20 protein-coding genes, 1 tRNA gene and 2 pseudogenes are annotated in these 26,004 nt (G+C 47.3%); 11 read left to right on the top strand and 12 right to left on the bottom strand.

The annotated features are described in order from the left end of the window. Positions 1-12 precede the first annotated feature (12 nt). The 5 genes from HRU79_08530 (at position 13) to HRU79_08510 (ending at position 8,021) form a co-directional block, all read left to right on the top strand. Positions 13-2,835: a TonB-dependent receptor gene (locus HRU79_08530; GenBank protein QOJ26690.1), complete on the top strand. Its 2,823-nt coding sequence runs from the start codon at positions 13-15 to the stop codon at positions 2,833-2,835. 58 nt (positions 2,836-2,893) lie between these two features. After that, a tRNA-Pro gene (locus HRU79_08525) sits at positions 2,894-2,967 on the top strand. A gap of 881 nt (positions 2,968-3,848) precedes the next feature. Beyond that, positions 3,849-4,400: a hypothetical protein gene (locus HRU79_08520; GenBank protein QOJ26689.1), complete on the top strand. Its 552-nt coding sequence runs from the start codon at positions 3,849-3,851 to the stop codon at positions 4,398-4,400. Between the two features lie 83 nt (positions 4,401-4,483). After that, positions 4,484-7,588: an N-6 DNA methylase gene (locus HRU79_08515; protein QOJ26688.1), complete on the top strand. Its 3,105-nt coding sequence runs from the start codon at positions 4,484-4,486 to the stop codon at positions 7,586-7,588. 1 nt (position 7,589) lies between these two features. Further along, entirely contained in the window at positions 7,590-8,021 is a 432-nt protein-coding gene (locus HRU79_08510; GenBank protein QOJ26687.1) for a hypothetical protein, read from the top strand. Between the two features lie 187 nt (positions 8,022-8,208). On the opposite strand, the gene HRU79_08505 is transcribed toward HRU79_08510, so the two are convergent. The 8 genes from HRU79_08505 to HRU79_08470 all read right to left on the bottom strand — a co-directional run bounded on the left by HRU79_08505 (position 8,209) and on the right by HRU79_08470 (position 16,977). Next, entirely contained in the window at positions 8,209-9,390 is a 1,182-nt protein-coding gene (locus HRU79_08505) for an alpha/beta fold hydrolase (protein ID QOJ26686.1), read from the bottom strand. Between the two features lie 20 nt (positions 9,391-9,410). Beyond that, positions 9,411-10,526, bottom strand: coding sequence for a hypothetical protein (locus HRU79_08500; protein QOJ26685.1), 1,116 nt, complete (start codon positions 10,524-10,526; stop codon positions 9,411-9,413). Further along, complete coding sequence (locus tag HRU79_08495) at positions 10,526-11,209, bottom strand: hypothetical protein (protein QOJ26684.1); 684 nt, start codon at positions 11,207-11,209, stop codon at positions 10,526-10,528. Before HRU79_08495 ends, HRU79_08500 begins: the two co-directional genes overlap by 1 nt. Before the next feature lie 172 nt (positions 11,210-11,381). After that, positions 11,382-11,576 (bottom strand): hypothetical protein, encoded by a 195-nt coding sequence (locus HRU79_08490; GenBank protein ID QOJ26683.1) that lies wholly within the window; start codon positions 11,574-11,576, stop codon positions 11,382-11,384. Positions 11,577-11,598: 22 nt separating this feature from the next. Continuing rightward, positions 11,599-12,894: a hypothetical protein gene (locus HRU79_08485; GenBank protein QOJ26682.1), complete on the bottom strand. Its 1,296-nt coding sequence runs from the start codon at positions 12,892-12,894 to the stop codon at positions 11,599-11,601. Further along, positions 12,894-13,277: a hypothetical protein gene (locus tag HRU79_08480; GenBank protein ID QOJ26681.1), complete on the bottom strand. Its 384-nt coding sequence runs from the start codon at positions 13,275-13,277 to the stop codon at positions 12,894-12,896. Before HRU79_08480 ends, HRU79_08485 begins: the two co-directional genes overlap by 1 nt. Before the next feature lie 806 nt (positions 13,278-14,083). After that, on the bottom strand, positions 14,084-16,288 hold the full coding sequence (locus HRU79_08475; GenBank protein ID QOJ26680.1) for a hypothetical protein: 2,205 nt from the start codon (positions 16,286-16,288) through the stop codon (positions 14,084-14,086). A 26-nt stretch (positions 16,289-16,314) separates the two neighbouring features. Further along, the gene (locus HRU79_08470) at positions 16,315-16,977 is read right to left on the bottom strand and encodes a hypothetical protein (GenBank protein ID QOJ26679.1); all 663 of its coding nucleotides are present in this window, start codon (positions 16,975-16,977) and stop codon (positions 16,315-16,317) included. 978 nt (positions 16,978-17,955) lie between these two features. Here HRU79_08470 and HRU79_08465 point away from each other — a divergent pair. From HRU79_08465 to HRU79_08445, 5 genes and pseudogenes are all read left to right on the top strand, one after another. Next, a complete protein-coding gene (locus tag HRU79_08465) occupies positions 17,956-18,141 on the top strand; it encodes a hypothetical protein (protein QOJ26678.1) in 186 nt (61 codons plus the stop codon). Positions 18,142-18,151: 10 nt separating this feature from the next. Further along, complete coding sequence (locus HRU79_08460; GenBank protein QOJ26677.1) at positions 18,152-18,550, top strand: adenylate/guanylate cyclase domain-containing protein; 399 nt, start codon at positions 18,152-18,154, stop codon at positions 18,548-18,550. Between the two features lie 1,284 nt (positions 18,551-19,834). Beyond that, positions 19,835-21,199, top strand: a complete 1,365-nt coding sequence (locus HRU79_08455) for a hypothetical protein (protein ID QOJ26676.1) — start codon at positions 19,835-19,837, stop codon at positions 21,197-21,199. 19 nt (positions 21,200-21,218) lie between these two features. Continuing rightward, positions 21,219-21,929, top strand: a complete 711-nt coding sequence (locus tag HRU79_08450) for a hypothetical protein (protein QOJ26675.1) — start codon at positions 21,219-21,221, stop codon at positions 21,927-21,929. A gap of 190 nt (positions 21,930-22,119) precedes the next feature. Next, positions 22,120-22,320 (top strand): annotated as a pseudogene (locus tag HRU79_08445) (hypothetical protein). Positions 22,321-22,338: 18 nt separating this feature from the next. Here the strand turns inward: HRU79_08445 and HRU79_08440 are convergent. The 3 genes and pseudogenes from HRU79_08440 to HRU79_08430 all read right to left on the bottom strand — a co-directional run bounded on the left by HRU79_08440 (position 22,339) and on the right by HRU79_08430 (position 23,694). Continuing rightward, a complete protein-coding gene (locus HRU79_08440; GenBank protein QOJ26674.1) occupies positions 22,339-23,136 on the bottom strand; it encodes a DDE-type integrase/transposase/recombinase in 798 nt (265 codons plus the stop codon). Continuing rightward, a complete protein-coding gene (locus HRU79_08435; GenBank protein ID QOJ26673.1) occupies positions 23,133-23,384 on the bottom strand; it encodes a hypothetical protein in 252 nt (83 codons plus the stop codon). The genes HRU79_08440 and HRU79_08435 overlap by 4 nt, the downstream gene beginning before the upstream one ends. Beyond that, a pseudogene (locus HRU79_08430) lies at positions 23,384-23,694 on the bottom strand (transposase). The gene HRU79_08435 and the pseudogene HRU79_08430 overlap by 1 nt, the downstream one beginning before the upstream one ends. A gap of 70 nt (positions 23,695-23,764) precedes the next feature. Here HRU79_08430 and HRU79_08425 point away from each other — a divergent pair. Further along, positions 23,765-24,154, top strand: a complete 390-nt coding sequence (locus tag HRU79_08425) for a transposase (protein ID QOJ26672.1) — start codon at positions 23,765-23,767, stop codon at positions 24,152-24,154. Between the two features lie 76 nt (positions 24,155-24,230). On the opposite strand, the gene HRU79_08420 is transcribed toward HRU79_08425, so the two are convergent. Beyond that, entirely contained in the window at positions 24,231-25,826 is a 1,596-nt protein-coding gene (locus HRU79_08420) for a hypothetical protein (GenBank protein QOJ26671.1), read from the bottom strand. Between the last annotated feature and the right edge of the window lie 178 nt (positions 25,827-26,004).

Raw genomic sequence — 26,004 nt, 5'->3', positions numbered from 1 at the left:
TACCGTTCCTGCATGACACGGCCAATTGCTTTTTGTTCACTGGTTTTCCTTACATTTATTTCAATTTCTGACGTATTAGCAAATCACAGCGTACGCGGCCGTATCATCAATCGCGACGGGGAGCCCCTGCAGGGTGCTACGGCTAGGTTAACCAACACAAGAGATACTACAAAAATACTTGGCGGTATATCAAATCGCCGCGGTGAGTTCAGCATCGCAGATGTACCTCAGGGAGCGTACACGATTAATTTAACATTACTTGGCTACGCTCCTCTTGCCATGCCGGTAACGGTTGGCAGTTCCGATGTTGAACTTCCGGAAATTACATTGAACGCAGATACTTTAACACTGAAAAATATTTCGGTGGAGGCCGATGCCATCGCGGTAGAAATGAAGGGTGACACTACCCAGTTTAATAGCAAAGCTTATAAAACAAATGCCTATGCCAGCAGTGAGGACCTGGTAAAGAAAATGCCGGGCATCAGCATCGAAGATGGTACGGTAAAGGCCCAGGGCGAAGAGGTGAAACGGGTACTGGTTGATGGGAAGCGGTTCTTTGGTGATGACGCGCGGCAGACGCTGCAGAATGTCCCGTCTGACATGGTGGACAACGTCCAGGTGTACGATGCCCGCTCAAGCACGTCGATGTTCAGCGGCTTTGATGATGGCGGCACCGAAAAGACAATCAATCTTGTCACCAAAAAAGATAAACGCAAAGGTTCTTTTGGTTCTGTGTACGGTGGCTACGGCACTGACGACAGATATTCCGGAGGCCTTACCTACAATGCGTTTAACGATACTCAGCGTCTTACGGTCCTGGGTATCTCGAACAACATTAATCAGCAGAACTTTAGCGTGCAGGACATTCTGGCCGGCATGGGTATTACCGGTGGGCGTGCCCGAATGATGGGTGCCATGGCAAGCCGGATGGGTCCATCGCGATTCATGGGCAACAGCGGTTTGTTTGTTGGCCAGCAGGATGGGATCACAGCCACTCATGCTGTAGGCGTTCAGTACAGTGACAGCTGGTTTGACAAATTCGATGTTAGTGGAAGTTACTTTTTTAACTATGCCGATAACAACAACAGCTCCGTTACTGACCGGCAGTATGTAGATCCCGATACTCAAACGTATTCGGAAACCAGCAACAACAACTCGATTGGACGGAACCATCGTTTTAATTTACGGATGTCGGGCCCTTTAAACAGCAGGTCACAGATTCTTATCGAGCCTAAACTTAGTTATCAGCAGCGTTCGGATTACAATGCGTTCGACGGTTTAACGATGAATGCCGATCTTCCGCTTTCACAGTCGGTCACAACTTCCTACAATGCACCGGGTGCCCTTACTGCCGGTATCGATGCCAACTATAGTTTGCTCCTGAATACCAGCGGACGTACGCTTGCTGTGGAAGCATCAACCGAACTGCGTGCGTCGAGCGCGGAGGGTACTCAGCAAGCCACTAACACATTTGGTCCTGCCGACTCACTGTTTACTCTGAACCAGCAGACCAGGCAAAACCAGGATGGAACCACACTACGAGGAACGATCAGTTTTACTGAGCCTCTTGCCCCCAAAACAACCCTCATGGTACAGTATTCACCTTCGATACGATATACGTCATCCGACAAAGGGACCAAGGAGTACGATTCTGTCACCGCGGGTTTCACCCAGGTGGTACCCGACCTTACTAACACCTACAGCAACACCTACACCGTCCATAACGCGCAGGTGCTGTTCCGTCAGCAGTTTATCAACACGATCGTAACTGCGGGCGTAGCATACCAGCTTTCCGCTCTCGCCGGTGACGTAACCTCTCCAGCGCACACTACTGTGCGCAGGTCGTTTTCCAACCTGCTACCGAACATGATGGTGCGACAGCGGTTTTCAGAGCAGACGGAACTCACGCTTCGTTACTCCATGCAGACTGACGCCCCGAGTATTACTGACCTGCAGAACGTGATTGACAACAGTAACTCACTGCAACTGCGAACCGGTAACCCTGATCTGGATGAAAGTACCACCCACAACGTTCGCCTGCACTTCCGAGATGCAAACTGGATGGCGGGGAAAACCATGTTTGCCTTTGCGTCGGCTGACTTTACAAACGATTACGTTGCATCCAGTACGATTGTCACCACTGCGGATACTACGATTAGTGGTGTTTTTCTGCCAAGGGGCTCTACCATCACGTCACCGGTAAACATGGACGGGTATATCGGAGTACGTTCTTTTTTCTCGATCGGACGTCAGCTCTCCGATTTAAAAATCAACCTGAACCTGAACGGTGGCGTTACGTACGCCCGCACACCATCACTGGTAAACAATCTTACCAACTACTCCAACTCAAGCACCCTGCGTTTAGGCACCTATATCAGTTCAAACATTAGTGAAGATATTGACTTTAGTGTTGGGTATAACGGAAACTACAACATCATTACCAACAGTGTGATTGCTGATCAGGATGCCAACTACTTTACGCACAGTGCCACTGCCCGAGTTATCTGGAACTTTGGAGTCCTGGCCTGCAGCACCGACGTTGCCCACAGTTACTACACCGGTCTTGGTGAAGGTTTCGATCGCACGTTTACCGTCTGGAACGCTGGCCTTGGCTATCGTTTCTTAGGCAACGCAGCCGAGTTGCGGTTTTCTGTGTTCGACATCTTAAAGCAAAATGCAAGCATCAGCAGAACGGTAAACCCAGTGTCAATAGACAACATCAGCACCACCATGCTCACCCGCTACGCCATGCTCACCTTCAGTTATCAGCTTCGGAACTTTGATGCCGCCAACATGCCGCAGGACCGCAGTCGTCCGCCATTTGGCCGTCACTAACCCCTGGTCCCCGCAGCTTAGCACCAACCATTCGCAGATTTCCGTACTTTTGTGGTTTCGGCGTATAGCGCAGCCCGGTAGCGCGCCACTTTGGGGTAGTGGAGGTCGTGGGTTCAAATCCCGCTACGCCGACGTTCACCCGATTAACACATCCGTTAATCGGGTCTTTTTTTTTTAAAGGATGTAGGGGGCTTGTGACATTGGCGCGCCAGGGTAACGGCATGGTTATCGAGTAGTGCAGTAGTAAACCCCAAGGTGTGATAACTACGTCTTCGCTGCGCAACACACGTTACCAGCAAAGACTGTGGCACACTCAACATACTCACCGTCCCGAACCTCTTACTCCTCTACCACAGCAACGTCCGAACCTCTTACTCATCTACCACGACAACGTCCGCACGTTCTGCGCATTCCAAGCCCGTCGCTTCGCTCCGGGCCCCACCCCCGCCGCCGCCACCGCATACTACACCTCTATCCACGCACTCCTTCCAGGCCGCGAGCTGACGGCCTCTCCGTGCGTTTGTGTAAACACCAGAGCAATTGCAAAGGGATAGTGGTGTGATGGACAAGGTGTGTGACACTTAACGCAATACTCGTGCTACGAAAATGATCAAGCATCCACAGTCCTACGTACCTACCACAGCAACGTCCGAACCTCTTACTCATCTGCCACGACAACGTCCGCACGTTCTGCGCATTCCAAGCCCGTCGCTTCGCTCCGGGCCCCACCCCCGCCTCCACCACCGCGTACAACACCACTATCCGCGCACTCCTTCCAGGCCGCGAGCTGACGGCCTCTCCATGCGTTTGTATAAACACCAAAGCAATTGCAAAGGGATAGTGGTGTGATGGACGAAGAGTGTGACAAAGCGAAGGTAGTGTTATACCTCCACTGCTATTGTATCTACAATTGAATCATACCTGTGATTGCGTCTGAACTTGACGTTCTCATCGGTGTCCGAGTGACATTCTTGAAATGCAAATTGGACGCTGCATTTACTGTATCTTAGCCTATGTTCAATTCCATCTACAAGATTCTTGTTGACTTGGGTATCACCGCTTGGGTAATATTTGCATTAGTCGCATTATTTGTTTTTCGGAAATCCTTAATGGATTTGATTAGCAACCTTCATACGTTTAGGTTTAAGGACTTTGGTGTTGGATTCCTTAATCGAAGTGATTCAGTAGCTGAGAGTACAGTAAAAACCACAGGCACGCTTGAAAATGGAAGGACTCAAAACGGTCGAAACTTCTTAGAGTTCTATTGGCTTGGGCATGACCTTAGCTGGACACAGACTGTTGTCCTTACCCAGGGCCGCGCAGTAGACATTGCATACGGTCTGCGTCAGTCTAGTTTACATATGACTAATACACTTGGTGTTGATTCGCCTACATCAAAGCGCCTATCAGATATTGTCAGCCAAACATCATCGTTTTCAAACATAGACTGGACCCCAATACAACGTAAAGCATTATTGGAAGATCTGGAGTGTATTAAGCACGCGGCTGCAAAAGAGATTCAAACGATAATGGACACTCTTCAAGAGTCCGGCAACAAGTTGTGAGTGTTGATTGACGCTTCGATTTCAAATGCACTTTCCCATCCAAGTTGTTAAATTCTCGTGTTCATTCATAAGAACTATCCCCCATGCTCTCACTAAAACCCACTCACAAGCCAATACAAGACTACTACGCAGAACTTGAACGGTACGAACACCACGGACACGACAATGAAATGACTGTCCGCAATGCCTTTCAGAACCTCCTAGAGTTCTATGCCCGCAAGATGAACTGGCAGTTTATCGAAGAGTTTGCAATCAAACGCGGGGGGCGGCGCGATGCATCGGTGGATGGAGCGTTGCTCGATCAGTTCTCGCTGCCACGGGCGTTCTGGGAGGCAAAGGATTCAAAGGACGATCTGGCAAAAGAGGTACAAAACAAATTCTCCGATGGATACCCTACCACGAACATTTTGTTCTGGCAACCGGGAAGGGCTATCCTATATCAAGATGCACGGCTGATCTTAGATGCCGATATCACCGTTCCTGCAAAGCTTGTAGAGGTGCTGGAGGCATTGTTCAACTTCGACCTGCCGTACATCAAGGAGTGGGAACACGCCGTCGAGGAGTTCAAAGAGAAGATTCCCACACTTGCCGAAGGCGTACTCAAGATCCTTGAAGAGCAGCGCGTCAAGAACCGTGCGTTCAGCTCCGCCTTCGACAAGTTCATGCAACTGGCTAAGGAAAGCATCAACCCAAACTTGAGTATCGAAGCCGTCGAAGAGATGCTGATCCAGCACCTGCTCACCCGACGCATCTTCCGGACAATCTTCCATAGCGAGAGCTTCCTCCAGAAGAACGCCGTCGCACGAGAGCTCGAAGGGGTCATCACGCACATGGTTCAGGGCTACGGCTCTGTAGATCAGTTCCTAAAACCACTCGACCGTTTCTACCGCGCCCTAGAGATGGCCGCCGAGAGCACTGACGACTACGCGCAAAAGCAGACCTTCCTAAACACTGTCTATGAGAAATTCTTCCAGGGCTATGCCGTCAAGGTTGCTGACACCCATGGCATCGTATATACACCGCAACCTATTGTAGACTTTATGGTGAAGTCTGTGCAGGGGGCTTTGGAGATGGATTTCGGTAAGAGTCTAACAGACGAAGGCGTCCACATCCTTGACCCATTCGTCGGCACCGGCAACTTCATCCTCCGTGTGATGCGCGAGATTTACGAAAAGAACCCTGCGTCGCTACGGCACAAATACCTGCACGAGCTTCACTGCAACGAGGTGATGCTGCTGCCATACTACATCGCCTGCCTCAACGTCGAGCATCTGTACATGGAGCTGACGGGTGAGTATGAACCCTTCCCCGGCATCTGCCTGGTGGACTCCTTCGAACTCGTTGAAGAACTCCAGCTTGGCATGTTCACGAACGAGAACTCCATGCGTGTGCAGGAGCAAAAAGAAGCACCAATCTTTGTGGTCATCGGCAACCCGCCCTACAATGCCGGTCAGGTGAACGAAAACGATAATAACAAAAACCGTAAGTATCCCGCAATAGACAAGCGCGTTGCAGAAACGTATGCAAAGGACTCCAAGGCGTCGAATAAAAATGCGCTGAGCGACCCGTACGTTAAGGCATTCCGTATGGCATCTGATAGGATATTGGTAAGGGGCGAAGGCATGGTGTGCCTAGTAACCAATAATGCCTACCTTGATGGTATTGCTTTTGATGGCATGCGCTCGCACCTCGGCAGGGACTTCGACCTCATAAGTTTGATAGACCTTGGCGGAAACGTACGGAAGAACCCCAAATTATCAGGTACCACTCATAACGTTTTTGGGATACAGGTCGGTGTTGCAATCTGTATGATGGAACACCATGCAGATGGGTCTGACAGCCAATTGCGATATGCGCGAATGGATGAGTTTTGGACTAAGACCGAAAAGTATCGTCAGTTGCAGCGCTGGGGGGAGGCAGCCTCGGTTGGATTCACCAATATTCAAACACAACGCAACAACGTCTGGCTCACCGACGGCATGGCCGACGACTGGGAGACTTTGATTCCCCTTGGCAGCAAAGAGGCTAAAGCTGGAAAGGCTGATGCCGTGTTCAAAGTAGTGTCTAATGGCGTGAAGACCAATAGAGACGTGTGGGCATACAACTTCAATAAAGATGTTCTTTCGAGCAACATGCGCAACCATATCAACGAGTACAATTCCTGGGTCGGTCGCCTGAGTGTTGCACCACCGGGAACGATCATCGATTCATTTATCGAAGTGGATGATACGAAGCTGAGTTGGTCTCGAGATCTCAAACTAGATCTCAAGCGCGGGCGCACATGTGGGTATAACGAGGCGTCGCTTAGGCCGTCATTATACCGTCCATTCACAATGGAACAACTATACTTTGATCGTATTATGAATGAGGAGGTGTACCATTTCCCAAAAATCTTCCCCCTCCCCTCCACCGAGAACACGGTGGTATGCGTGAGTGGTGTCGGTAGCTCAAAGCCATTCCAAACTCTTGTGTCGAACACAATCCCGTGTCTCGACATGCTGGAGAAGACTCAGTGCTTCCCGCTACACGTGTACAACGAAGACGGCACCAACCGCAGGGACAACATCACTGACTGGGGCATGCAGCAGTTCCAAGAGCACTACACTGACGCAACGATCACAAAGATTGACATCTTCCATTACGTTTACGGCATTCTGCACGACCCCGCATACCGTGAGAAGTATGCCGCCAACTTGCGTCGTGAACTACCTCGCATTCCCTTTGCCGATGACTTCCGTACGGTAGCAAACATTGGCAAGCGGCTCATGGAACTGCACGTGCACTACGAAGACCAGCCCGAGTATCCGCTCGACGAGGTCTGGACGCTTCCCAAAGGGTATCGCTCTGCGTATGGAAGCGAAGTCTCTAAAGTCGAGCAGGTACCAATCAACGAGCGGTATTACGTTACCAAGATGAAGCGGGATAAGAAGGACCCCACCCGCCTAATCGTAAACGACTTCCTCACACTCACAGGAATTCCATCAACCGTAGATGACTATAAACTCGGAAATCGCTCAGCATTAGATTGGGTGGTGGACCAATACCAAATCAAGACGGACAAGCGTTCGGGCATTACCAACAACCCCAATCGCGATACTGACCCCACCTACATCGTGCGCCTGATCAAGAAGGTGGTGACGGTGAGTGTGGAGACGGTGGGGTTGGTGGGTGAATTGAAAGGAGTGTAGTATGTCATGGGAAGCACTGGTCGGCGGTACCATAGCATCGCTTCTTGCCGTGTTCTTGGTAGAGGTGGTCTTACTGCCGATCATTCGGCGCTGGCGGTTGCGCTCCACCACAGGCACATACCACATATATCGTATAGATGGCGTCCCCATCAGAGATCAAGCCGGTAGGACCAACTATGCAAAGCTCAGGATGAAGGGGTGGTACTCACCAAAGATCATCATAGACGCGTTTGATTACGACACCGACCGATCATGGTCAGCAACGGCCCACTTTGACGAATTGGGTTTCCATGGTTACGGATTCTATCGGTATGCTGATCAGGTGGACGGTGGTGCGATCGACCTTATAGCGCTTGCCGACGACAAGTGGGCATGTCGTACGTATGCGTACCATACCAATGATGTCACCGTTTTTCACTGGCATAGACAGTAGCCACCGGTTACCTCATTCTATTCATTCGGTAACGTAATGTGATTGGAGATAGAATACATCCATCCCTGCGTCCCGAACCTCCCCTTTAACCATGTGGGCACCACTTCATGTATACCTGATTGTGCTGATGTCAGCACGTGACATAACGCAAATGCAATGAGAAGATGAAGGGATTTCATTAATGGCCCTATGGCGTTGTATTATAATTTACAAGTCGCCATACATTGGGGTACATCTTGTCACCTTGTCGAGGCCTACTGGGATCGCTCTGTCGAACCCCATGGATAGTACGCCGAATATCGTCAAGCGGCTTCCCGTTCAGGAAGTAGCTGTGCTCCACGATACCATCTTCGACAACACCGGTACAATCGATCTGGTGAAATGTTCGGTCGATCGCTTCGGGACGAGCAGCGCCGGTTCTGCCTAATCGTTCTCGTGCGTTTTTAGTCGCCATCGATGTAAGCAACGGCATATCTTCCTTGTTGAAATACACCGAAACATTCTTCGCGATCGATGCAAGTCGTGATAGGGGGCGCCCTGGCTCTAGGGCATCCGTGTTGACATCGGGTGCAGCCAGGATCACATTATCGAACATCCGCTCGGACAGTACATACTCCGGATCTTCGTCGGCCAAACCAAGGGCACATTCCAGAACATAGTTGCCCATGCTGTGACAGACCAGGTGAAGGCCGCTGCCGCACAGCCCCTTGTTGGCATCGATCGCACGAGATTCAACAGCTTTCAAATACTCCCTGCGTGTCCGGTACTCCGTTCCAAGGGCGCTGATTCGAATATCTGCTAGGCGTTTCTGTAGGATCAGCAATGCACGGATCGTCGCGAATCTGCTAAGACTGGCATCATGTCGTTCCGAGAAATACGGAGTGACCAACAAGATCTCTCCATCTGATGGCCAGCTAAACAGCACCACCGCAACCTCCTTGCCTCCATTGGCATTGAGCATAATCTCCAATGCCGCCACCGTGGACACTGCCTCCCACCAGTCGGTGTTATAGCCGTGAATGAAGACAACAACATCTTTACTACTCCGCATGAGTTCTTGGAGTTTGTCGAAGGATTCCGTCGAGCCCTTGCGGGTGCCATCGGAACTCTCTTGGTAGGCAAAGATCTTACGCTTCGAGGCATCGACGCCATTAATGATGTCTGCAATGGCTGAGCCGTTTCCGTCGCCACCATCCGTAGGCTTCTTGATCGTCTCATTGATCTGATCTTGGACGCCGCTAAGATCCAGCTCAACATGCCCATATCGCAGATTATGAGCTCCATCACCACTCGGCTGCTTGGTATATCCGTCGGGCTTCCATCGGTCGCTACCGGAATGTGCCCGGTTTGTTACGAAGTGAAGATTCATGGTTACTCCTCAGTTGCCAATTATTTTGCCTTCTTTATGACTTTCGATGATTGCGACGTGTCGCTTAGGAATCCTTTTTTGATCAAGTACTGTTCCAGACCCTGATCAAAGTACTTAGCATTCGGAAACAATGATATATATGCGGGTTTTGCTTTGTCGCCGTGCTGAACGATGATGATCTTTGGCTTCTTCTTACCCGCGCCATGATACGCCCTCATGAGCAGAGAACGAATCGCGAGATCTTCTTGTGGCATGGAATAACCGATGATCACCCACTCGTTTGCTGTTCTGAGCGTTTCAAGTGCACTTCGCCATACGCTCAGGAGATTCGCATCACGAATATCTCTAACGAGTGACATTGACACAATGTGTACACCAAGAATATCCCTGTCGTTACACTCACACATGTTGTCTTCATCGCTGTCTATTCGAAACGCCTGCCAAGCGATCGTGCCGTACGGATTGAAGTATACATGACCACAGTACGGGCAGTGCAGCGTATCTAAAGACCCATGAAGTTTTAGGACTCTCAACTCTGGCTTTGATGCTCTGGTTTGCACCTTTCCCGCAACACTTCTCCAGTCGTATCCCAAATCGACTTGTTTAGCGATATTGCTATCTTGAAAACGGTAATATAGGCGGGACTCCAACGTGATATCATAGTTGGTCGAGATAAGATTAATCGGTCCCTTGGGTGTTGCTTTCAGATACCTTACCATCGCATTGAACACGTCAGCCTGACGTCCTTCTGTAGGATCATTTCGATCCCAGTCCACCTCGAAGTCACTCATGATGATATCGGTGATGGCGAGAATCAGGAGATGCCTGAACTCTCTATGATCAGCGATTGTACCGATCGGCAGTAATTCTTCGGCGTTGATGGCGTAATCAACCATGGAGAAGACCTCTGTGACCATTGGCATTGTCTCAGGGGCGATCAACTCGATCCCAGGCAACAATCGCATAAGGTAGTTAGACAGAGCCCTCCGACTCCGCTTGCACCATTTGGGGTTGTTCTGCCCCTCGAAAAGCGTCGCCTCCTTTATACCTTGAAGTATAAGTCCAAGCAGATCACCAGTTAGTGGCAGTCCAAATGATTTTGACGCTCCCGCACCAGTAAAGACGACTCTTGACATCACTTTTCTCCTTCGTGTTGATCACTCGATTTAGCAGGTTTCATGTTATCGCCACGATCGTCGTTGCGCTTTGTGTTCAGAAGTACGTTAAAAACGTCTTCAAGCTTGTCCAATGCTGATCTTGAAAAGAGACCCGCCAGTCCGGCTAAGAAAACGATCTGGAATGGAGTACTTCCGTCAAGGGTTACAGACTCTAGAGGTAGTCCCCCTTGAATGCCAACTACGAGGAACAGACCCAAGACAGCTCCGATCGGCATTCGCAACAGATACCAGACGGTCCATCGCTTTTCAAACGTTCCATTCCCAAGGTACCCACCGATTGACGTAAGCACCTGGATCGCCGCACCAAGAGCTCCAGCCAGCATGGCCAGAATGACAGCTCGAACGTCAGGGGTCATTTCCCCACTTAACTGGATCGGAGTCCACCACATCGAATCACTACCGGTCCAGGATCTCCGGATGATGGTGGAGTCGGCATCAGAGCCGCCGCCCATGGCCGGAACAGCCTTTACGAGCTCCTGATTTACCTCAGGCCATAGCGCGATCAGGTTCATCGCACACCACAATGAGGCGAATAGGATTACGGCAACAATGTTAGCACTAACGGTGATCGTAATTAGCAGTTTCTTGTTCTTCAGTCGTTTATCTTCTTTCAGCTGCTGCTGCGTTGCGTCATTCTCCACGGAGTCTTCTCCTAGTATAAAGGGACATGATCCATTGTTCGATTAGAGTGGCCTCTAACACACGACTTCCTTAGTCCTCATTAATTACTGCTCCAAGTTGTCCGGCAATTAGTGAAAGTAACACTGCCCGAACATCAGGCGTCATCCGAGAACTCAAAACAACCGGTGTCATCTACATCTGTTTGTTACGATTCCACGAGCGGCGTAACTGTGTTACTGCTGTAACAGAGCTGTCACTTTTAATGGGCGTTACCTTAACTTGCTCTGTCGTTACAATTGGATATAATGCTACCAAGTTCATTACCGCCCAAAGGGCTGCTTCAGATACGACGGCAATAACTATCACGGCCGTGATTCTTGTTTTCATATCCATAAATACCTTTATGTTCCTAATCGAATATAATTGACGGTGCGTAGCGTACGCCATAGTCTGCAGACCATACATCATCACTATATGATAACGAGCGCTCTTTACCTGCCGAGAAGTACAGCCACATACTATTACTTACTTGCAATTCGGCTCCAACCGCTACTCTCCACTCATTACCTTTCTTCCCTAGTAAATCACCGTTAATTGCCGATTTAGAATATTCTATACTTTGAAAGCCGGCAGATAGAATACCATGTAAACTAACGCTGCCAGCCATCAGCTGCATACTACCTTGTACCTGTGAATTTGGTCTGTATGCAGAGCCATAATCCGTACTGGTCTGTGCTGAAATCATGGTCGTAAGCATTAACCAGTCACCATTGCCGTACGTAAAAGACAAATATGCTCTACCGGTTTCTGCGTTGAATATGCTCCTCTGTAATTGATTTACAGTATCTGCCCGAAATGTGGCCCCTACACCCACAGCCAATGCAGTACTAGCCCAATTACTTTTTCGGTACGATTCTTGCGCGTCTCTAATCATCTGGCTTACGTCATTGGGGAGGACTATTCTTGCTTTTTTCGCAAGCGCACTAACAAGCGCAGTTTCCAATTTGCCTTTCACTGAGTCCGGTATTGGTTGACCCTTGAGGTTACGGTAAGCGGTATCCAGTAAATTTCTCGCCACACTATTCAGCTCACTTATACTACTATTTACGACACTGACTTTTGTCAGTTTCGGCAGCATCACATCTTCAATTGCGTCAAGTTGTTCTGTACATTCGGAGTTTTCGTCTTTAACTTTCTTCACCAGTTCACTCCACAAATCCCTAACCGGTCCCAAGGCGGTATGTTCACTCCACATCGCCCGAGTTATCTGAGATAGCTGGTTTTTCAGAGTATCTAACACAGTGGAAGTTGCTTTGTCGTATACTGTCCACTTAAAGCCAACCCCAAATAGATTTGCATCGTTGTTTGGCTTCCAGGCTATTGATACCGATAACCGATCAAATATTCCTGGTTCTGAGATCGGGCTATTTTGATTGATAAAGTACCATGGATTACATTCTACAGCAAATCCCGGTACCTGACCGCCACCAGCAGTAGCGTTATTTATCAACTGCACAACTAACTCTCTTACACTACCTGGACGAATAATATTATCCGGACTTACACCCAACAACTCACCAGCCGTTACGTTCGGTGCTGCCCAGTCAACCATGGTGTTCTTGAGTATTTCTACAGATTGGCTGTGTGTAAGACTGGGCACCGCTAATAGTACAATTACTGCGATGATACTAATTCTGTCGAGCATTATTGCCTCCAGTTAATGTATACATCCTGAGACCAACGAATATTTGACGGTACAAAATGATACGTTTCTGTAGCGATTACCGTCGGGGAGTCCAAAACACGAACAATCACTGTAAACAGATTACCAGACATACCACCGGCGACATTTACATAAGCTAGAAACAGTGAATCACGCGAATTAGCTAAGTTGGTTGTCGGAACAGTATTTACAGAATTGAGTGTCAACAACGTACCATCCTGCCCATCATCATAACGATCATATATTACATCGAGCCGTGCGCCTGTTGGCAGTACAACCTGATTACCGTTGGCATCTAACAACTGTACTTCGATCTGCGGTTGATACGATGCAGAATTGGGAATTTGAGCTAAGTAGATATTCATATTATGGCCCTCCGTTGAATTTTGGAGATATCAGACCTTCTGATAGCTCCGCTAGTCATTAAATTTAGTATACGGTAAAGTTTTTTCTCAGTATTGTGCCCTCGAGTAAACAAGTTCACATAGTGAGTGATCACTATATGTACCCGCCACACATGCTTACTATACCTACATCTCTACATCACATAGCCAGTACTTTGCACACCATTAGAATTTCACTCAGCCCCCCGGCATTGATTCCCCCTCCGATACCACCTCTGCACTCCACCATTACTTGTTCATCCGTGCATAGTACAATCTGGCTAACTCACCTAAATGGTTGTCAGACTGTACGTAGTTTACGTGTCTCTAGAAACCTACCCCATCAATTACCAAGCGCCCATTCTACTGCCATCAATCTGGCATCAGATATTTCAGTCTCTCTCGGCCCCCACAACCTACTTGCATTACGTACTGCCCTCATCAAATCATCCCCTAAGTGATTGTATGCATACGTAACAGTCTCGTTTTAATGCAATATATGTATAATCTCTTTCGATTGTACCTCTTGGTTAAAAAAATCTGACTTTCTTTTTCTATGGCTTATTTGTCGAACCCGTGATAGTTCTTGGATACTGTGGGCTAAATCCGTTATCTCGTAGGCGAATTCCTGGATGTCAGTTAGTTAATCAGCTCGTAAGCTGTGTTGTAGAAATTTGTACTTATAGCAATGTTACGACAACGTGCGAGCGTTCTGTTGCGGCGTTTAATGGCGTGTACACTCACGCTCCATGCAGTGCAGCTTGAAGTGTTCGCGCACCAGATGTGGCTTACCGAGTAATAGTAAACTGTTTACACTCGGAGTAGCCACGATTCTTAACAGCTAAGAAATACACTCCACATTCAAGATCTGTCACATCTGCACTGATGCTAAACGTGAATTCGTCGCTGCGCCAGTTAACGGCAGAGGAGAGGTCTTTCAGAATTCGGCCTAGTTGATCAATGATGTGCACGGATACAGTGTTTCGGTCAGCAGAAAGCAGCCTTCCAAGTTGACATTTCAGATGTGTTGTGGCTGGATTGGGGTAGATGCTTTGAATATACACGTGAGGAATGTGCTCCTGCTGCACAGACGTAACATGATCTGGAAACAACCCAATTCGATCTCCACGCAGCAATGTGGTGATATTTGAATTCCAATGGCCAATAATGGTATTTGTTCCGCCACCAATAGTACCAGGCGTTACGTATGGCTGGTCTGTAACCAACCCTGTAGAGGGAGTGATTTGGTAGATCATTGTATCTGAAAGGACAACAATGTTCCCGTCAACTATTGGATTGAACAACAACGCAGGTACAGTCTTGCTGCTCAGACTAATACTGTCTGTAGCAGTTGGAGCTGTCCATGGAAACTTATATATCAAGGTAAGGTTGCCACTCGGTCCGGCAATGCCGTAGGTAGTATCGGATACAGTACCTACAAGCTCTACGTACGTGAGCCTGCTCTGCAACTGTGTAAGCTCAACACTGTCATTCGTAAGGCGGGCATGCAAAATCAGACCAGTAAACGTGCTAAGTAGTAACGAACCATCTCGATATTCTGCGATACTTCCGAGAAGTCCGGTTGGACTATACTGTTGCGATATGATTGAATCTCCATTGAATGACCACACATGAACATCACGAGTCGAAAAGCCCCATATCAACTCTCTAGTTGTATCTACATAAAACTTCTTAAAACTGTCATTGGGTTTGGGAATCCGATATGAGTACACCTCCCCGTGCTTGGTGATCCTACATAGAACCTTTGTCATTCCTACGAAAATCTCTCCATTCTTTTCCATTACGGAGAATATGGATCCCGTTGAAACAACTGGAATCGTTCGGATAACTACATTGTGCATCCCTGAATCTGTTACCGTACCAAGATCAATGAAACTACCTGATCTGCGAACTGCAAATATTCCATTTGCAGTTGCAGTATATGCCTCCCACGGATACGCACCAATGGGTTCTCTATAGGCGAACCAGCCCCAGCTTGTGCCGGTGTATGCTCCCTGTATTCCTTGTACCCCGGAAAAATGTACATCGTCTTTAAACGGGACGACTGAAGTAAGATACTCGTACTGGGTGCTGTCAATGGCTAAATTGCGAATGTAAAATTTTTTGTCGAGTGCCTTGCCCACACAGACTCTGGTAATTGGCTGTTCATACTGTGACTTGCTCCTTACTACGAGCCAGATAGAGTCCTTAAATCTTCCGGCACCGAAAACACGAAATCGTACAGTTTCCGGATTTACATACCGTTGAGCAAAATCAGGAATGGTGAGTAACGAAGCCTGAAAATTATAGTCCAGAACATACGACCCCTCCGCTGAAGTAGTAATAATGCGATCGTCTAAATAGAAAAGACCTTGAATCCTGCCGATATCACTCTGGAAGGACTGTTCGACGGCGAGTGTGTCTGCCTCTAGGCTCATTCGATACACTTTTCCCGTCGTCGTAGATATGGCAAAGCGACTATTCTGAATTTTCAGAATCCTGTCTGCTGCACCAAAAACTTCTGGAAGTTTATAGCCCGTATGTTGTTGTTCACCTCTTACAACGGCAAAGATGGAACTATTACCAAGACACCAGAGTGTGTCGGCACTCGCACACATGTTCACCACTCCATCCACCGCTATTCGTACAAACTCTGCGTCGGCCTCCTTCTTCATATATACGGTGCCGTCCGCAACTTGCGCGTAAACGGCACCGTTCACTGTGTCAACGTCGAGATCAACGATCTGTGCATTATTCTCTAGTTCGAACTTCTGTACTATCATCCCTGTTGAAACACTCCTATACTCGATTGTTCCGTTGGCATTTGCTATCACAAGGATTGTATCCAATCTCGCAGCAGAAGCAATGGTGAGCAGTGAGTCTGGAAGCATCACTTTAGTTGCGATCGAGATTACCTGTCCCGAAGCTTGTTGTGCAGAAAACAAGACAACAGCGGCTAATACAGTGATCGTTTGAACTAGTGAAATAGGCATCGTAATCCTCATAGTGTTTAGTCGAGCTATGGCATTGGACGTAAATCAACACATACCCCAATGGGACACGTTCCTTGGCAATTTGGAGGAGATGGTTGGTTCTCGCAATCGAAATAAATGTATGGCTCCTCATTACCACATGCATCTTGTACTGTGCTAATACAAGCCACACAAGTCTGCTCGCATGTCGTAAATGCACAAGGGAAGAAGTAGCGTCGAATCTGAATCTGGTTTTCGTGACTGTAAGGTACCTCCACCCATGCTCCACAGGTAGCAGCAACCGTTTTCATCGTCCACGAAGACGTCTGTGGGCAAGCAGGAAGAACTGCATTACCCGTTATAGTTCCAACATGATTATACAAAGCGATTTCAAAACCTCGCTGTACAACTGCAGCATAGATAGATGGTGCTGTATTCACATCAAAGTCAAAACAGCTCTGGTCAAAATCAAGACCACTAAATTTAATCTCACCAAGTTTAATGCACGAGTGGAATACAACAGCACAACAACGTCTATCATACTGAAAAAGAAAGGTGTCGGCAGCCGCTATATATCCGGAATCACACGGCGTAAACTGTGCGCAGGCTTTCTGTCCACTTACAGCAATACCAACAAGCATAACTACCACACCAAGCATTCTCAAACGGGCTGGGAATCCCCAGTCAGTACAGTTCTTCAAGGCAATCATTGCAATTCTCCAACATGGTTGTTAAATAATGATTACGGTCAGATCTGGTCCGTACGTAAATTTACGCAGGGGGGGGGGGATAAAGTCAAGTGAAAAATCATATTTTTCACAAAAGACTGCCTCATTTCCTTGATTGACATGGTCGAGCGTGTTCATCATGCTTGTTACGCACGGCAACACCTGTTATACCGGAGCTACGGATGCACAACCTGCAGTCCGGCTATCAGTGCAAACCCACCCTGTTCTTTGTGAATTGAAACCCCAGGCACTACTCGTAGAGTGCATCGTGGTGTTCTTAGGTTAGCACCAGCGCCATTGTGTGCCGAAGTTGTCGCGCACCAGATGTGGCTTACCGAGTAATAGTAAACTGTTTACACTCGGAGTAGCCACGATTCTGAACAGCTCAGAAATACACTCCACATTCAAGATCTGTCACCTCTATCCGCACACTCCTTCCAGGCCGCGAGCTGACGGCCTCTACGATGATGCAGTTGAACTCTCGAAGAATTGCGTAAAGGGTAGTGGTGTGAGGGACAAGGAGTGTGACATCAAACGTAATACTTGTTTTGAAAAATCAAATCAATAAGAGTACTACGCCCTACCACGGCAACGTCCAAACCTCTTACTCACCTAGCACGGTATAAACCGAACATACCTCACCCACATCCGCACGTTCTGCGCACTCCACGCCGCTACGCTCTAAGGCTACCCTCGCCTCCACCACCGCATACAGCACCACTATCCACCTCCCTTCAGACCGTGAGCCGCGTGGTGCGCTTATATAAACGAGCCAATTGCTAAGGGTAGTGGTGTGAGGACGAGAGTGTGACACAACGGATGTTGTTCACAATTTCCTACGTCCTTATGTGCAAGCGGTGACCGATGTTGCATTTGCGTCAATGCGATATTTGCATAGTGCCTTGCCAACCGCAAGACAGTAACTTGCTCTTGTACCACCATGCCCAAGCCCCCTACCCAATGAGAGCACTGGAAGAAATTATAGGCGAGATAGATGCAGCAACAAAGAAGAATGATGCTGCAGCGTTGCAACGTCTTGCCGATGAGTTAGAAGGAGGTAGCGAGCCGGCAGCCATTGCTCTATGGTACTTTGCCGGAGAGCATCGTCAACCGTACGCTCAAGGGCGAAGATGTGTCCGGCGATGAGCATGCACAGGTGACAGTACTGTTTATGGACATTGTAGGCTTCACCTCGCTCTGCTCAAAGATTCCACCTGCCCACGTAGTGCATTTGCTTAAGGCAATCTTTGCTGTCTGCTACAAAGTAAGTGCAGAGCACGGTCTAACAAAAATCAAGACCATTGGCGATAGCTACATGGCTGCCAGTGGTGTACCGGAATACCAAGCCGACCATGCAGTGCGTGCTGCCCGTGCAGGCCTGACAATGCAAGAGCAGTTACAGGCATTGCAACTCACCATGGATCAAAAACTTGGCGATACAACGTGGACAAAGGATGTTGGCGAAATCCGCGTCCGCATTGGCAATTCTGTCAAGGAGATGTTCGAAAGTAAGCCGTCACTTCTTGGAGTTCCATTCCCACAACAAACTGGTTGAAGCTCTCATTCGTTCTGAAAAGGGGACATTGAAAAATGGCTGAGCAGCTTGTTTCCCCGCATTACCACCTTCGGCACGTCGTATGTAACAAATATCGATTTTCAGGTAAGCCAATCTGACGTTGTTACGCGTTTGTAATGAAGCTCGCAGATGCTGACAGTCGATCACTCAATACAACAACTCTGAACCTAAACTATGGTTTTTACTGCACTTAATGCAACAATGGTTTGAGGGTGCTGGAGTCGAAAATAGACCACATTGGTTTCCCGAATCGCTTGTTGGTAATTTTATACGTTTCAAGAAACTGTGATTGATATCAACGGTGACAAACGTAACATTAGTATTGAATTTGTAACTAACGTTGTGTACAGTAGTTGATAGAATTGCGCTTGATGACTTGGTGGCCTTGTTCATTAATAAAAGACGTTAGAAATCGACTTAGAAATTAGTTCTGAGGGAGTAGAAAGTCGTTTTCGTTGGTGCTTTCTTGCTGAAGATTTGTACGGTCAGCATAGAATCTATCTGTCTGTATTTGACGTTTTTTCTCTTTGTCACATTTACCGTGAGGCCACGATGCACGTGAAGAATAACGATATGTCGATACGTCGCACATTTCTCATGTCTCTTCTCATTTTGGTTGGGTCGTTACTGATGTTGTCCCCGAGGATTAGTTTCGCACAATGTGACGCGATTCAAGGATGCAGTAACTGGTCTAATCCCATTCCAACAAGCATCTCTTGCGGAACGTGCGTGTTCTACTTCAAGTACCAGACACGAACTTGTCCCGATGGCGTTCAATACAGATTCATAGACATCACGCTTAGAGGTCCTTGTGCGGATATCGAATGGGAGAAGTATCAGTATAAGAGAAACGCTGATTTGGAAATGATGATCGAATGCTTCCTTGACGGTCCGCATCCGGCGCCATATTGCGGCGGACAACCTCCGACACCAAATGCTCCGCAGTATGCCTATATATACACGGCTGGTTGCGGTGTATGGCTTTCCTGTACTTATGAACTGAATTCAGAGAACAAGACGTGCGATACAGACTTTCCAGCGCCGTACCCAGAATTCGACGACAACGGTACAAAGAAGATCACCATTACGAAATATCAACCTTGTGGTGATGCTTGTTGCGTACGGAAGTATGAAGTTTGCAGACAATTCCCGTCAGGTCGTGTCCAACACAGGTTGCTTCAAGGTTTTCCTGCCAAGGTTGGCGATTGTGAGGACCAAGCAGACTTTGACAAACCATGTCAGGCTGGTTGCTAGGAGACAATAATGAAACGTATAATAATCACCTTCGCATCAGTAATGCTCTGTTGTGTACCTGATATAGATGCGCAACAATGGATTCAAAGTGATGAGCTTGGTGGATACATTGTTACTGACGCCGCATTCGGTTCTAACGGAACTCGCTATGTGGTTTCGGGCGACGCAAATTCGACCAAATACAAGTCATTCATTGCTAAATCAGTAAACAACGGACCGTGGAGTATTGTTCACAAATACTCCAATCCTGATGTTGGTGTTGGTACTACACAAAACTCGATCGAGTTGAATGGCAACGAATATGTTGTTACGAGTGATCGAGGCATTTTCATTTATGACCAAACTACCGATGAATTGAAGCGGAGAATGGTAGTTGGCGACACGTTGGACTCTGTTCGTGTGTTCTGGGATATTGCGCGTTCGTCTATCGGCACTATGTGTATTGCTGCTACTGTCGGCCCGTATCTCGTTACCAAGGATGTAGGTGGTCAGATGATGACGTTTTATACTCGTCGTCTGGAAGTATGGGTGCTGAATCAATCGAATGACCAGTTGACCCAAGTTTACGAGTACGAAGATGACAACATTGTAGGAAATATGACGAACTGGTTAGAAAACGGTCCAGATAGTTTTTCCACTTGCTTTGCTCTTCGTACGGGTGATACGCTGAATGTTGTCTTTGTCAATGCTAACACGAGCACACCATCGGCAAGCTTTCAGTCACGTACGTTGTCATTTTTAGAACGAAGACAAGTAAACAGCGTTGCAAGGTTGCCAGATGACAGTTTAGTGCTTGGCCTTTCCCAAAGTACTGAAGGATCGGATAGTGAAGAGTTGAACTCGTGTATCGTTTCCTACTCTAAGAACAGCTTGAGTTTCTCGCGTCTATTCACTTTTCACTACAAGGTTAGAATTGTTAGCGGACTATTCGTTGATAACAATGATCGCATCCTCGCTTGTACAAATGAGGGGTTGATCAATTGTCAGACAGGAGAAGTTTTCAATCCTAAAATTATTTTTCCTGAGTACGACGTTGTCACCAATCTTTCAAATGTCAATGGAATGAGGCAAGTCGAAAACGAGTACTACATATATACTCATGCCGGGCTAATGATCATTCCTGTCAACGTGTTATTGGGTGTGACGAACGACATTTCTTTATCAGGAAGTGAATCTATCTCTTCTAAACTCCTGTTTGACACGAAATCCATTGAAGGATACTGTGTTGCTCATTCGATTGTGCTGGGTGATTGTTTGTTTTTTGATTCGACTGGGCGTCGCGTGAACCTTTTGAATGGAGACACTGCCGGTATCATCTCAGTCGTATATGAGGGCAAAGTTGTCGCTTGGGTTTTGTCAGAGACAGATAATTAGAAACACAGAGGAAACAAAAATGAAGGCATTGATTGTTAGTCTGTTAGTCGTTGCAAATGCTCTATCAATGTATGCGCAAGATCCACCACCGTGTCCGCCAACCACAGGTGACTGTACGCCTTGGTCGGCTAATACAACGGCATACCCGCAATACGCTTCGGGATGCCAGGCGGAAGTTGTCTACAAAATGCGAGATTGCAACGGACAACTAGAGGTTTATGTTGTGAGTGTGACTTTGCTAGGGCCATGCGCTAATCAAAACGGTCAACAAATTGAAGAGCATGTTTATAATGGTTATGCTGAGATGATGGTGAGAGAGCTCATGCGCACTCTTTTGTTCGGTCCGAGTTTAACAAATATTCCAGATTGTGACGGCACGGATCCGTTGGTTACTCGATTCTTCACAGCATCTTGTGGTTTGTGGGTGAAGTGTACTTATGAGGTCGTGCCACCAAATGTGTCTGAAGATTGTGATCGAGGAGCCATCCCTACTTTTTACACGGACCCTGTTTCTGGCAAATCTTATGTAGATTATTGGAAGTGGCTCTCCTGTGGTACAACGTGTTGCAAGCGCGAATACAAAGTGTGTATGAAGAACGAGTTCATTATTGACAGTTGGGTATCGAACGTGGTAGTGGACCCAGTTGGAGCTCCGGTTCAGATGGGAAATCGTTCGGATCAATATTTGTATTCGAAGCAATGTTCAACTGGATGTGGTACTTGGCATTGATGGGAGGACCAAGACAAGCGTTCTGACACGAAGAACTGAAGTAATTTAGTTAAGTGTGCATTCTGATTGATAGGACCGAGCTCATTTAGGAGCATTTAAATTGCTTGCAACGCTTTGTTTGGCAACCATCGAGGGCATAGTGATAGCCAGTGGTAAGACGACAGAAACGTAACAGAAAAACAAACAGACAATGACAATAAAAGAAGCGATTTTAAAAAGCCTTGACGAGATTAACGACCTGACAACTTATATGGACGTTTACAATCATATTGTAAAAAACGAATATTACGACTTTGGGACAGCTAAAAGGACTACTTCGACAATTTCTGCATCGCTTGGCGACTTTATTCGCAACGGAGACACAAGAGTAAAAAGAATAAAACAAGAAGGTGTATCAACCCCCAATAGATTAGACAGAATTGTTGTCAAAGATATGTAGTACGTGCCGATTATTCTCCTTCTTGTTTGAGCAGCGGCGAGTAACAGCATCAGTTGTTGGGTCGGTGATGCCTGACAACTGAAATTGTGTTTGATGTTCTGTGAACTCCTTCGAACCGAGCCTGGCTCGTTCCGACACATGAGCGAACTCCGGAGTGGACGTAGTGAGCAGACCAGTTTCCCATTTCTGCTGTGGAGTTATTGGGCCGAGTTTTCTGTGTTTGCGCTCATAGTTATACCACTGCATGTAGTGTTGAAGATGCTGGTTAGCTTCGTAGAAGCTGCTAAACTCAAATCGTTCAACCAGCTCCCGTTGAAGAATGCTGTGGAATGCTTCGATGTAGGCATTTTCTTCGGGTGTAGCCACATGGGTAAATTCCTGCTTGGCTTCAAGTTCAGCGAGATAGCTTCTCACCTGATTGGCCAGAAACTGGGAGCCGTTATCATTTCTGATGAGTACTCCCTTGAGGTTGTACTGTGTATGCAACCTGCGAAACATCACGATCACGTCATGCTTGCGGACACTCCTCTGGAAGATCCACTGGATAATCTTGCGGCTGAACACATCCATGATCGAGAGTAGGTAATACCACCGACCTTCTCCGTGTACCCAGACATACTTAATATCAAGACATAAGTACTCCATCGGCTGATGAGCCGATATCTGCCTATACTGCACCCACGTGCGTTTCCCACGGCTACGGATAACTTTCCCAAGAAGAAGCTTCTGCTCATCCATGAGGCGATACGTCTTCTTGTGATTAATCACCCTAATTGGCGTAAATCATCATGAACAGATTGGTACCCATAAGCATTGTACGGACCACTGATAAGTTCCTTTATCTTGTCAACAACCTCTTCATTAGGGACCATCGAGCCGTGATACAGCGTATGTGTGCTGGGTTTTTTACCACGTTTTCCCGGGCGAGGCGTATAGTATAACGTACTCCGTGGCAATCCTAGCCACTGCGAAAGAACCGTAACGGCGGCTCGATCGGAGTAACGCTGGATGATCATCACTTTCTCCTTGGTTGGATAGGTGTTTTTTTAGCAACTCTCCTTTGACCTCAAGCTCTAATGCTTGTCGGGCGATGATACGTTTCAATCGCTCATTCTCTTCTTCTAACGCTCGTACGGCCGGATCTATCCGCCTATACGAGGGGTTCAGCCCTGCGACACCCTTGCATAGATACCGTTGCTTCCACTTTGCCAATAAAGATGGGGATAAATTGTACTTGCGACAGGTAGCCAAATATCCCTCCCGCTCCGCTTCCTGCAGAAGACTCAGCCGGTCTTCCGGTGTAAATGTTCGCTTTGTTCTTGACATGGTTCCCTAAGTTAACTGGTACAAATCTGGTTCGTGATTTCTGTCCAGTCTTTTAAGGGGCTAATACACTATGGCTGATGAACTCATAACACGATTGCAGAAGATCAATCCCGCCGCTGCTGCATCACTCAATGAGGGCATCGAAGACGTACTGACCCTGACAAGACTCGGCTTACGATCTGTGTTCGGCCGTTCGTTCGGCACGACTAATGTGATCGAGTCAGCGAACTCTGCCATCGCACGTCGTACGAGGCACGTTACACGATGGTCGACAGGTGATCAGCGGCTACGGTGGTCAGCACTAGCTCTTCTTGATGCCGAACAATCATGGCGGCGAGTGCACAACAATAAAAGATTGCCTATTTTGCAACGGGCGATCAAAGACGAGGTCAACAATAGAATTCAGTCCAATCAGCCCAAAGCCATAGTCTCTAGATTTTCAACTAAGAAGCGGACATAGTCCAACGGCGTTTCGATCAATAGGAACTTACGAGTCTGACTACGAAAAGATAAGAGTTAACCCACTACCGTATGAACTATTCGAAATTGGGAATAAGAATGGTTGCGATAGAAATCCTACCGTGATCAACCAAGAAACGACGCACACGACCATCGGCGAACTGAAATGGAGAGTATCCAATTGGGAATTGCCAAAGTCCAATTTGTTTCCATTTTTCCAAATCAATGAACAGCGCTACACATTGATATGAAGAATGACTTTCGCCAGGAACCGGTTCTTTTAATGAAGCAACTTTGAACGCAAGAGTCAAACAGGCAATACTTGAATGACTATCAGCAAATATCTGATTAGCAAGCAGACTAACAATAATACCTGACGTTTTGTTTGAGCTAGTAGCCTCTCCATTTAACTCTTCGAAAGCTGGGTTAATCTGTGTAGTTATAGAATCAGGGAAATCAATTGATAGTCTTCGTCTGTGTGCGCCGTTGGTAGTGTACTCGTCTATGTAAGATGTTAGATTCTGGTAAATCAATAGAAGGGTGTCATAAGCGGCTACCGTTAACCACGAATACTTGGCTAAAATTGAATCGTAAAACATTGGGTCTCTACGACCAAGAGACTGCCAGTATGCACCCCTACCGTAAAACAACATCGTTGTATCGGACAGATATGGGTCGAAGCCGTCATCTATCCTTTTTGTGATTACGATTGGAAGCGAGTCACCCAAATACTCTATTCTCCTATTCAACCTGGTCCAGTCGTCGGGTAGTTGTTCAACTTTATACGTGGTGTCGGTAGGATGTAGTTGAACTATCCATGGCTTCGCACATCTCAAATCGGTGTCCCACAGCACAATTGATTCGCCATCATCAGAGCGTCCCTTAATCATGGATGTGGCCGGTGTATAGGGCAAGTGATACGACTTAAGTGGTGGCAACAAGTGGCAACTGCCATCAGCTTCTACTTGTAACATCTGCTTAGAGTAGTGATTCAAGACTACGTAGTTGTTCTTTCGCTTGGAGTAAGCACCAGACAAAGCAATTGAAGTGTTTATAGAATACTCCTTGGGAATCTTAACTACAGACTCTACCTCCATAGCGGGTACACCCTTAAGTGAGTACCTAAACGCTTGGGCATCTTGCGTTGCTACATCTTTTAGACGAGAGATAAACTCGTCGTCGTCGAACATTACTTTACCCGGGATTCCTTTAAACAGCAACCTCCCCGATTTATCTAGTACAAGCAACATTGGTACTTGCTCTAGCTCGAAGACTGCATCGTAAACATAAAACTCGTCATATACAAATGAGGAATCTGCTCCGAAATCACGGTCAATTAATTCGCGAGTTCGCTTTTCGTCGGCTCCAAGGACAAATAGAACGAATGGTACCGATGCTTTTGCTGCCTGAAGCTTTAGAGAGTGTAAATGCTTATTGCAAACAAAGCATGAACTCTCGTCAACAAATGCATATACGGCACCTTTGCCAGCCTCTCGTGAGCGCAATGGATAGGTCTTGCCAAGAGATTGTGAGAATGAACTTTTTACTGCTAGTAGTACCATTAACGACACCATTAACAGTGGTACGAGTCTTTGTATCGACGGAGATGCACGATTTACCCTATCATCACAACAGGCACGCACAACACCAAACTTTCGCGAACCATTCTTCATAATAGTGCAATAGCTGGTCTTTCAGAGTGGAATGAGAACGTGTACTGTATTTGCCGAGGTAACCGTTTTACCGTCTAGGGACACTTGCACACCTTCGTATGCTGGGTTCTCTGGCCATGAATTGATTCGAATATGGTACTCGTCTCCTACGAAGGTGAACCCAGCAACATTTGCAATC

The sequence above is a fragment of the Ignavibacteria bacterium genome (genome assembly GCA_015709655.1).
Taxonomy (GTDB): Bacteria; Bacteroidota; Ignavibacteria; order Kapaibacteriales; family Kapaibacteriaceae; genus OLB6.
Note: the sequence above shows the minus strand (reverse complement) of the source record. Positions and strands in the feature narration are given on the sequence as shown.